The organism is Escherichia sp. R1 (assembly GCF_003000935.1).
Lineage (GTDB): Bacteria > Pseudomonadota > Gammaproteobacteria > Enterobacterales > Enterobacteriaceae > Escherichia > Escherichia coli.
In genome coordinates, this window is sequence record NZ_PSRU01000041.1 from 1 (window position 1) to 9,239 (window position 9,239).

A 9,239-nucleotide genomic window follows, 5' to 3' on the forward strand; every position below is an offset into this window, starting at 1 on the left:
ACTCTTCATCGAATGTTTCCTGGTATGTTGCGTCGCCCATCACCGCGCCACAATCAGGGCAGTTGCCGCCGCCGGTCTGACCGCAGGCGGTGCAGACTTTTTCCACTTCCTGTTGCGCCACTGGTTCAGGCTGTTTCGTTTCTGGCTCGTTTTGTAACGCATTTGGGCTGTTTTGTTCCGCTTTCTGGCCGTTCTGTTCCGTTTCTTGCTGGTTCTGATTCACTGAATCGCGGGTTTCAATCCCCTTCACCCATTTCGGATCATTCGGGTCGCTAATCCCTGCAACAAATTCACCACGTGATACAGCAAGCAACTTATTGGCGTCAGGCTGGCTGATATTGGCTGCCTGCATAATTTTGTTTACTTCGTCAGCGGTAACTTTTACCGGCTCTGGTTGTGCGATCGTGTCAGATGCACCAGTATTTTGTTGTGAACCAGAGTACGTGCCGTTTTTACGTGCGAAGTATTCCTCTTTTGTGATTTCCGTAGCTCCCAGGGCCAGTGCTTTTTCCAGACCAGAAAGTTTGTTTGCGCGACCGTATTTTTCGCCGTCCTTATCGGTGAAAAGGAAGTAGAACGGTCCCTCACGCTCTACAGATGGTTCGTCTTCCACTTCGCATTCGGTTTTTTCGTTGTCCGGCATTGCCGTTTCCACTGCATCAGTTTCTGGTACTGGCGACGAGAGAGTATCAGTTGCGCTCTGATTTCTTCCTTCATCTTCAAACACGCCCTTTGTAGTCAGGTATTCAGTAATGTATTTGTTCAGTGCCACAGGGTCTTTGTGAATGTCGATCGGACGTTCACGGACAAGGCCAAAAATAGTCTGGCGGTCGTAGCGAAGGGCATCAGGCTGTTTGCGCATTGATGCCGAGATACGCTTCCAGTCTTCGCGGTCGTTGTCGATAACTTCATTTTTTGCCCAGCGATGGATGCTGCCGTCAATGTTTCCGGCATCCACATCACCAGGCCAGAGAGCGTAGGCCAGTTCGTCATCCAGTGTTTTCCATGTCTGCTTGTATTCGCGATGAATGGCAGCAATGACCGGGCTGATTTTTCCTGTTGAATTTTCACTGTGCTGTTGATTGGTTCTGGCGCGGGCGAGATCAACAACAGACGTGTATTTTCCGGTTTCCTTGCGTTCACCTTCGCGACGTTTTTTCCAGATGCGCATCTCTGCCTGAATTTCGGGCCATTTGGCACCAGGCTTACATTTATGCTTAACCCACCCGATGGCATGCAGCTTAAGCTCCGGATACATGGCGTTAACTTCTGGCATTTTCATCAACGCTTCAACGATATGTCCGTCGAATGTTGCCATGTCTTCCTGCAACAATTCCTGTGCGCTAATAACCATATCAACGGTGATGTTTTCACATGTGTCGAACTTAACCATGACAGCGTTCTGTACTTCAGGGGCCAACTTGTCAAAAGTGACGTTCATCGGATCTGATTCAGTCTCAACCGGGACAAAGGAAGCAGACTCCTCATCCCAGCGGTTTTCCTGCATATATTCAGCATCCCAGGAATCGAGGGCAGGGCGGGGTATGCCGGGTTTATCCTCACAGACAATAAATTTATAAGCGCAGTCCTGAGCAGCCGGATAATGTTCCAGGAATTGCCAGTGAAATTTTGCGCGGGCGCGACGTTCATCACCGGCTTCAATGGCAGTGGCTACAGCGACTGCACCTTCTTCCTTTATTGCCTGTTCGTCCGGAATGGCGGCGCAAATAAAGACTTTACTCATTTTGTTTTACCTCATTACAGATTTAAGGGTGAACAAATCCCTGCCATTGCTGGCATATAAGAATGAAACCGGATATTTATTACGGAACTGTTTTAAAGACCTGCCGGGATTTCGTTATTATCCTGGTGAATAACTTTATCGACCGGGTAACAGTTACCGGGAATTTTCTGTTCGGTTGCTGCAGTCACACACTCCTGCATTGTCCTGTGAACACTGACTGCAATATCAACTGGCTCTCCGGAAACAAGAAAAACTGTCAGAACAAGTGCAAATGCTGTATTCATTGTGCACATCCTTTTTGTATCGGACGTAAACGGGCCAGCATTGAAAGAATGCATATTTTATTTAATAACTCCCGTTCGTGTTTTCTCTTGTTAATGGCATCTTCAGTAAATACAGGGTTACTGATAGTGACACCAATTTCAAAACAACCTTCAGACGTATTAACGTTTGGTAATAACGTTTCCATTATCGCGTCCTCAACAATGAATTTTGTGATGCGGTGCCTGGTGCCTCCAGGTGACGTTAACCAGTTAACAATTAACGCCGGATACAGAGAATCCACCCATAACACTGTTTTTGGTTTTAACTGTTCCGCGTGCGCTCAGCCGCATTCACCACATCACAAAATTCACTTTAAAAAGGGCGGCAGAGCAGTCACGGAGTAAAACTGATACCGCCAAACGTCACCAGAAAATTGATAACAGAGGGCGTTGCAGCGGGGTTGTCACTTAAGCGTATGGTCAACCTGACAACCCGGTGTCCTCAACGGGGGAAGGAATAACCCCGCCATACTTACCGCCGCGCCATTTCGCGGATTGCCACAACCGGAAGCGCACGGTCGACGAAAATTTAACGACAGGCTATCTATGAACCAGCTACCTCGCCGAGCGCTTTCGCGTTATGGTCTGACTTTTCAGGGAAATATCCTTTCAGTAAACTGTCAGTGCCGGATGCTCACCCGTGTCCGGCGCACGCACTCCACCTCACCCGTGGAGAACTCCTTAATCACCAACCCTCAGGAGGGTGAAATGTCGACTGAAAATGATGAAATCATTAACTCCCTGATACGCCAGATTAATAATTTTGATAAAGCATTGCAGCATGCTGCGGCGCGTAGTGATATAACTCTTTTAGCAATTTCATTTCTTGCATCTGTTATGGATAAAAATGAAGTCGTACGACAGAGTCTTGTTGATTATATCGACTCGCTTCAACCCGGCACTTTCAATCATGAGAGCTTCAATCATGAGAAAGAGCATGTTAAGTCTGTAATTAATTCTCTTATTTTGAATCAAAAGAATTAATGCTTTTTGTTGCAAAGTAATTTTCAAGGGGTTCTATTCGAATCCCTTTCGTTTTCATTAACAAGCCAAACCCCTTATCAATGATGTCCATTAGATCCAGGAAGTATTTTTCATGTAAATCCTGGTTATCAGAGAGCAGCTTCTCTTCGTACAGACCGATAAAGGCACGACGCACGTTACCGGATATAGTATCGATGGTTTCTTTTTCTACGGTACTCAGGTCAAGAGTCGCCAGTTGGGAACGAACTATATTCGCTGCCATTTCCTGGAATGGCATTGGTAAATCTTTAAATTCCATTATTAGCCTCGTTGGTTAGCTATTAACGTGGGTATGTAACCATTCTGGCAATGCTTAATGCCGCTGCTTTTTTCCAGCCTGGTGATATCCTGCTCCAGAGCGGACAGATTTTCAGCCTGCTTAGTCCTGGCTTCATTGGCCCATTTCAGATCCTGCACTGCATTAATTTTCTGGCGCATCCACTCATAAAGTTCATCATCGGTATAGTCTGGCGCGATGATGACGGGTTCTCGTTTCTGCATACTGATTCCTCGCGGTGCTGTTTCGCTTATCAGCCGTTAGATTTTCCCGAACTGGAAAGCGCCTGTTTAAATTCACTGAAGCTGAGAGCTTCTTCGCCTTCGGCAAGACCATCGAAGTATTCTTCGTAAGCCTTTTCCATGATTGTGTCGAAATCCATATCACTCACCTGAGTTTCTTTCCAGCCAGCGACGGGCACCATTTTCGGTTTTAAACGTTTTGCTTTTGGTATACGTCATCGCGGTGAATGTGCCGTCCTGGTTGGGAAACACGCCGTACACCAGAGATTCGTTGTTGCCAAGCTCGATAGTATCCATGCTGACCTCATTTCCCCTTAACGCCGGGTGGCGGAACTAAAACCTACAGCGCCGTGCTGTTCTTGATAGAAATATTAGTAACGCGGATATTTTAAGTCAACAGTATGGCGTATGATATTTTTGATTTGGTAACTATGTAAATGTTTTTTCAAGGGAAAAATATTAGTTATACAGCTGATTTGCAGAAGTTATGGCACAAAAAAACCGACTAAGACGTCGGTTTTTTTGTTGTGGATGGGGTAGTGAGCGGTGGCTACTGGTTACGTTTCTTTAGTGCCAGCATGTTCTCGAAGGCTTCCTCGTAGAGCTTGTTTAGTCCACGTAGCTGGTTAAGGAGTTTGGCTTTTTCTGACGCAGGTAGAATCTCGAAGAGGTTAAGTAACTCTGCCTGTTCTTCATTGACCAGCCTCCATCCTTTGCCTGAAAAGTTATCATCATAAGTATCTGATGATCTTACATAATTCATTAAGTCTTTAAGGTCTTCTCGAATGTCCTCTGGTTTTACCTTTAACAGAGCCGCAAATTTTAGCGCAGCGTCGGTATTTACCGGTATCTTGCCGTTCAGATACTGGCTAACGGTGCCTTGAGATTCGAATCCCAACAACTCAGCCGCCAGCTCTTGAGTCAGCTTCAGCTCTTTTTTTCTTGCATTCCATGCGGCTTTTAAATTCTTGCTCGCTTCTGGAGTTGCAATCACTTCGCGTGTTTTTTTCATACATAGAGTTTATTTGTTTTACCAATATTATCAAAGATAGTCTGGCTATTGATCTTTAAAATTAGCGGGGCTAATATTTGCTCGAGGCATAACGTAGAAGGTTGGCTATGAACTTAAGAGACTATTTAAAAGAGAAACATATCACCCAGCTACAGTTTGGGAAGCTAACGGGTTTATCTCAGGTGCATGTAAGTCGAGTGCTGGGGGGCTATGAAAGATTCAGCCCTGAAAAAGCATTACGTGTTGCTGAAGTAACGAATTTCGAGGTTACACCTCATGAACTCCGGCCTGATATTTACCCGAATCCAACCGACGGCTTACCTGTTGGATTCAAGGCTAACACACCAAATGCATCGGAGTTGATTCATGAAAATCAGGCATGAGCACATCCGCATGGCGATGAATGCCTGGGCGCATCCGGACGGTGAAAAAGTTCCGGCAGCTGAAATAACCCGGGCTTATTTTGAGCTTGGTATGACGTTCCCGGAATTATATGACGACAGCCATCCGGAAGCCCTGGCTCGCAATACCCAGAAAATTTTCCGCTGGGTGGAGAAAGACACTCCTGATGCGGTTAAAAAAATTCAGGCGTTGTTACCAGCGATCGAAAAAGCAATGCCGCCTCTGCTGGTGGCCCGAATGCGCAGCCACAGTTCAGCTTATTTTCGGGAGCTGGTGGAGACGCGGGAACGACTGGTGAGAGACGCTGATGATTTTGTCGCAGTGGCGATCGCTGGTTTCAACCAGATGAATCGTGGTGGCCCTGCAGGAAATATTGTGGCTGTGCATTGACTCGCAATATTCATACCGGATCACTTCCGGCAATTTGTGAGTAAAAAGATTCGGTATCAGAAGAGGTGAGTATGGCTAACGCCTGGCTCAGATTATGGCATGACATGCCAAATGACCCTAAGTGGCGAACAATTGCCAGGGTGTCAGGGCAGCCAATTGCAACAGTGATGGCAGTGTATATCCACCTTCTGGTGAGCGCGTCACGAAATGTCACGACATGTCACGGCGTGTCACTACGTGGTCACATTGATGTCACGACGGAAGATTTAGCAAGTGCGCTTGATGTGACGGAAGAAGTAATTGATTCAATTTTACAGGCAATGCAGGGGCGGGTACTTGATGGAGATTTAATCACCGGATGGGAAAAACGCCAGGTACTGAAAGAGGACAATGGCAACGTTTCACAAACCGCGAAATCCCCGGCAGAGCGCAAGAGAGCGCAGCGCGAGAGGGAAAAATTACGAAAACAGAATGAGGGGTGTCACGACGAGTCACGCATATGTCACGACATGTCACGACGAGTCACGACAGATAAAGATACAGATAAAGAATTAAACCCCACACATAACGCGCACGTGCGCGAGAGTGCTCCGACCAGTGAGTCGAGTGGTACGCCGTTGCAGGCAGCAGAACCTGCATCCCTGGATGGACTGAGCGAACCCATCGGGAAATTTCCGATGGTCGATGACTGGCATCCGTCGCCGGATTTTCGACGACGGGCTGCGTTGTGGGGGATGGCTTTGCCGGAGCCGGAATTTACACCTGCTGAACTTGCCGCTTTCCGGGACTACTGGGCAGCGGAGGGGAAAGTTTTCACGCAGGTTCAGTGGGAGCAGAAATTCGCCCGTCACGTAAATCACGTCAGGGCGCAGGTTAAGCCAGTCAGCAAGGGGGTAAACCATGCAGCAGCACCAGGTGGCACCGCATCACGGGCAGTTCAGGAAATTCGGGCAGCACGTGAGCAGTGGGAACGTGAAAACGGATTTATCAGCGACGGAAACGGTCTGGAAGCTGTGGGAACTCATGGGGGAGGTTTATTCGAACCGCTGGACCCAGAAGAACGGGGCCGCACCTTCGAAGCTCTGGATTGCACAGATTGGCGCGATGACTGAGCAGCAAATCCGACAGGTCTGCCGCCAGTGCATGGACCGCTGCCGGGCGGGTGAAACATGGCCTCCGGACCTGGCTGAGTTTGTGGCGCTGATTTCAGAAAGCGGGGCCAATCCATTTGGCCTGACGGTGGATGCTGTGATGGAGGAGTACCGCCGCTGGCGTGATGAGTCCTGGCGATATGACGGAAGCGACAAATATCCGTGGCCTCAGCCTGTGCTGTACCACATCTGCCTCGAAATGCGTACCAGAGGGATTGAGCGCCAGATGACGCAGGGTGAGTTAAAACGACTTGCGGAACGGCAACTGACGAAATGGGCAAAGCATGTTGGTAACGGGATGAGTGTTCCGCCAGTGCGACGACAACTGGAAGGGGCGAAACACCCGCAAGGGCCAACGCCAATTGAACGGCTGAAACAGGAATACGAACGCCGGAAGGCAGCTGGTTTTATTTGAATCTGAGAAACGATTTTGTCGGAGGAAATTTTAATGGAAACCGTATTTGACGCACTGAAAGCAATGGGAAAAGCCACATCGGTAGAACTGGCCGCGCGACTTGATATCAGTCGTGAAGAGGTTCTCAACGAGCTGTGGGAACTCAAAAGAAATGGCGTCGTTGATAAAACTGGTCACACCTGGTTTCTGGCTGGCGAAGGTGAATCCCGGGTAACCGAAGAGCGGCCAGTAAAATCTGAAGCACAGGATATGCTGACCGGGGAGGTCGAACAAAAAGTTACCGCAGACATGATGATTGAGTTTATCGGTCAGGATGGTGCTAAAACGTGTGAGGAACTGGCGGGTAAGTTCGGCGTCAGTACTCGCAAGGTTGCCTCCACGCTGGCGGTGGTAACCGCAACGGGGCGGCTGGCACGCGTTAATCAGAACGGTAAATTTCGTTACTGCATGCCGGGCGATAATTTACCAGCAGAGCCGAAAGCCGCGCTGGTAACGGAAAGTGATGGTAAGGCCTTTCCTCAGCCAGCAGGTGCTGCGTTACCAGTCCGGGAAGCCGCAACACAGGAAGAAATTAAAACAGAAACTGTGGCGGACATTGTGCAGCCGTTGCCATCGTTTACCGAAACGCAAGCAGATGAGCTGATTTTTCCGTCCCTTCGCAGGGCAAACCTGGCGCTGCGCAGGGCGAAAAGTGATGTTCAGAAGTGGGAGCGAGTCTGCGCCGCGCTGCGGGAGGTGAACAAGCACCGGGATATTGTTCGACAGATTACTGATTCTTCCCGCCGTGTTGTATCGGAAAAGTGATTGCCGGAGGCGCTTATGGCAAAAGTATTTACACCAGAAGAGCGGGAAGAAGTGAAGGCGCGCATTGTGGAATTCGTGCGCCTGAGCGGACGAGAAACTTTTCGACAACTGGCAGATAAAACGGGTGTCAGTAAGACCGCTATTCGTCGTTTATCTGGTGCGCTTGCGGCCAGTGGTGATGTCTGGCTCTCTGGTTGCGGGGTATTTCCATCAGAGCAGGCGTATCGCGTATGGCGTAAGACACCGGAGAAGGCTGCTGACCCGACACTGATTCGAAAGTTACCTGACGGAGAAATACGTCGTTACAACAGACGGCAGAACATAATTTGTCGTGAGTGCCGCCAGAGCGAAGTTATGCAGCGTGTGCTGGCGTTCTATCGGGGAAACTTTCAGGAGGTGATGGAGTGAGGGTCAGAGTTTATATTGCCGGTCCAATGACGGGATATGAAAATTTCAACCGTGAGGCGTTTCACAAGGCGGAAGAGGAACTGAAACGGGAAGGGCATACCGTCTTAAACCCGGCAGTACTTCCGGACGGGCTGACACAGCCGCACTACATGGATATTTGCATGGCAATGATTCGTTGTGTGGATGCGATTTACATGCTGAATGGCTGGCAGCGGTCAGCGGGCGCTAAGGCAGAGCTGGCACTGGCGGAGAAACTGGGGCATGCAGTGATTTATCAGGAGGTGGCTCAATGAGAGAGGTTAACTATGAGGCGCTTCGTGAGGCAGCACAAAACTATCAGTCGACGCTGGCGTGGTATCAGGCTATCCCGGACAGCCCAAATGCTGAACGGGATTGTGATGCGGCTCTTGCTGCGTTTAAGCGTCACATCCGTCATCGGGAAGCGGATATTATCGCTGATTTGCTGGATGGACTGGAAGAAGCAAAATCACAACTCAACGAGCAGCGTGAGTATTACGAAGGCGTTATCTCTGATGGGAGCAAGCGTATTGCTGAACTGGAAGCGCGGGAAGTTCAATTACCGACTCGCTACGACCTTCGATATGGACACCCGATAAATGCAGATGAGCGACATGTCATGATACCTAAAGAAAATGGCAGTTGGCTTTACCTGATTGACTTAGAACACGCATTACGCGTCGCTGGCATTCGCATCAAAGGAGAGGAGCATGGAAATAAAACCAGAGGATGAGTTAAGCAATATCGTTTTATTTCCGGTAAAAGAGGATGACCCTCGTAATCAGGTTAATTTTCTTTATGAGCCATCGGAAAGACCATATTGTCATCACGCCTCTGTTCGGGTTGACGAAAAAGAGCGTCAGGTCCGCTGTAAAATCTGCGGTGCAGTTGTGGAGCCGTTTGACTGGATGCTCTCTGTGGCGAAAAGAGAAACCAGACTGGCAGATGATGTAAGGCTATTGCGCCAGGAGGAACAGGAAAGGCGGAAAAATATAGAAAAGTTAATTTAGATTGAGCGTAACGCGAAAGC

17 protein-coding genes and 1 pseudogene are annotated in these 9,239 nt (G+C 48.8%); 10 read left to right on the top strand and 8 right to left on the bottom strand.

All coding sequences use genetic code 11. From position 1 onward, the window contains the following. The 3 genes from C4F37_RS26085 to dicB all read right to left on the bottom strand — a co-directional run. On the bottom strand, positions 1-1,744 hold a 1,744-nt coding region (locus tag C4F37_RS26085; RefSeq protein ID WP_106106740.1), incomplete at its 3' end, for an exonuclease. 92 nt (positions 1,745-1,836) lie between these two features. After that, on the bottom strand, positions 1,837-2,028 hold the full coding sequence (locus C4F37_RS26095) for a DUF1482 family protein (protein ID WP_001090200.1): 192 nt from the start codon (positions 2,026-2,028) through the stop codon (positions 1,837-1,839). Continuing rightward, the gene (gene dicB / locus C4F37_RS26100; RefSeq protein WP_000449191.1) at positions 2,025-2,213 is read right to left on the bottom strand and encodes a cell division inhibition protein DicB; all 189 of its coding nucleotides are present in this window, start codon (positions 2,211-2,213) and stop codon (positions 2,025-2,027) included. Before dicB ends, C4F37_RS26095 begins: the two co-directional genes overlap by 4 nt. A 562-nt stretch (positions 2,214-2,775) precedes the next feature. Between dicB and C4F37_RS27630 the strand changes: the two genes are divergently transcribed. Beyond that, positions 2,776-3,051, top strand: a complete 276-nt coding sequence (locus C4F37_RS27630) for a hypothetical protein (protein WP_000102678.1) — start codon at positions 2,776-2,778, stop codon at positions 3,049-3,051. On the opposite strand, the gene C4F37_RS26110 is transcribed toward C4F37_RS27630, so the two are convergent. The 5 genes and pseudogenes from C4F37_RS26110 to C4F37_RS26130 form a co-directional block, all read right to left on the bottom strand. After that, on the bottom strand, positions 3,029-3,349 hold the full coding sequence (locus C4F37_RS26110) for a hypothetical protein (protein ID WP_016238838.1): 321 nt from the start codon (positions 3,347-3,349) through the stop codon (positions 3,029-3,031). The two genes, C4F37_RS27630 and C4F37_RS26110, sit on opposite strands and share 23 nt — an antisense overlap. 22 nt (positions 3,350-3,371) lie before the next feature. Then, positions 3,372-3,591 (bottom strand): annotated as a pseudogene (gene ydfC, locus C4F37_RS26115) (protein YdfC). Between the two features lie 29 nt (positions 3,592-3,620). After that, on the bottom strand, positions 3,621-3,749 hold the full coding sequence (gene ydfB / locus C4F37_RS28190; protein ID WP_000344924.1) for a protein YdfB: 129 nt from the start codon (positions 3,747-3,749) through the stop codon (positions 3,621-3,623). Position 3,750: 1 nt separating this feature from the next. Then, positions 3,751-3,906, bottom strand: a complete 156-nt coding sequence (locus C4F37_RS26125; protein ID WP_000379612.1) for a DUF1391 family protein — start codon at positions 3,904-3,906, stop codon at positions 3,751-3,753. 253 nt (positions 3,907-4,159) lie between these two features. Continuing rightward, a complete protein-coding gene (locus C4F37_RS26130; RefSeq protein WP_000753626.1) occupies positions 4,160-4,621 on the bottom strand; it encodes a helix-turn-helix domain-containing protein in 462 nt (153 codons plus the stop codon). 107 nt (positions 4,622-4,728) lie between these two features. Here C4F37_RS26130 and C4F37_RS26135 point away from each other — a divergent pair, with 107 nt between their 5' ends. The 9 genes from C4F37_RS26135 (at position 4,729) to C4F37_RS26180 (ending at position 9,219) form a co-directional block, all read left to right on the top strand. Then, positions 4,729-5,004: a YdaS family helix-turn-helix protein gene (locus C4F37_RS26135; RefSeq protein WP_001053425.1), complete on the top strand. Its 276-nt coding sequence runs from the start codon at positions 4,729-4,731 to the stop codon at positions 5,002-5,004. Continuing rightward, positions 4,988-5,413 carry a toxin YdaT family protein gene (locus C4F37_RS26140; protein ID WP_000702041.1) on the top strand — a complete coding sequence of 142 codons (426 nt, stop codon included), beginning with the start codon at positions 4,988-4,990 and terminating at the stop codon, positions 5,411-5,413. The genes C4F37_RS26135 and C4F37_RS26140 overlap by 17 nt, the downstream gene beginning before the upstream one ends. 71 nt (positions 5,414-5,484) lie before the next feature. Beyond that, positions 5,485-6,525 (top strand): DnaT-like ssDNA-binding domain-containing protein, encoded by a 1,041-nt coding sequence (locus tag C4F37_RS27465; protein ID WP_001262415.1) that lies wholly within the window; start codon positions 5,485-5,487, stop codon positions 6,523-6,525. Next, positions 6,518-6,979, top strand: coding sequence for a replication protein P (locus C4F37_RS26155; RefSeq protein ID WP_000139457.1), 462 nt, complete (start codon positions 6,518-6,520; stop codon positions 6,977-6,979). The genes C4F37_RS27465 and C4F37_RS26155 overlap by 8 nt, the downstream gene beginning before the upstream one ends. Positions 6,980-7,012: 33 nt before the next feature. Further along, on the top strand, positions 7,013-7,783 hold the full coding sequence (locus C4F37_RS26160; protein WP_000450708.1) for a DUF1627 domain-containing protein: 771 nt from the start codon (positions 7,013-7,015) through the stop codon (positions 7,781-7,783). Positions 7,784-7,798: 15 nt separating this feature from the next. After that, on the top strand, positions 7,799-8,191 hold the full coding sequence (locus C4F37_RS26165) for a DUF977 family protein (protein ID WP_001141099.1): 393 nt from the start codon (positions 7,799-7,801) through the stop codon (positions 8,189-8,191). Continuing rightward, the gene (locus tag C4F37_RS26170) at positions 8,188-8,484 is read left to right on the top strand and encodes a DUF4406 domain-containing protein (RefSeq protein ID WP_001266130.1); all 297 of its coding nucleotides are present in this window, start codon (positions 8,188-8,190) and stop codon (positions 8,482-8,484) included. The genes C4F37_RS26165 and C4F37_RS26170 overlap by 4 nt, the downstream gene beginning before the upstream one ends. After that, positions 8,481-8,942 carry an ead/Ea22-like family protein gene (locus C4F37_RS26175; RefSeq protein ID WP_001209475.1) on the top strand — a complete coding sequence of 154 codons (462 nt, stop codon included), beginning with the start codon at positions 8,481-8,483 and terminating at the stop codon, positions 8,940-8,942. The genes C4F37_RS26170 and C4F37_RS26175 overlap by 4 nt, the downstream gene beginning before the upstream one ends. Further along, positions 8,920-9,219: a hypothetical protein gene (locus C4F37_RS26180; RefSeq protein WP_000403780.1), complete on the top strand. Its 300-nt coding sequence runs from the start codon at positions 8,920-8,922 to the stop codon at positions 9,217-9,219. Before C4F37_RS26175 ends, C4F37_RS26180 begins: the two co-directional genes overlap by 23 nt. The last annotated feature ends 20 nt before the right edge of the window (positions 9,220-9,239 follow it).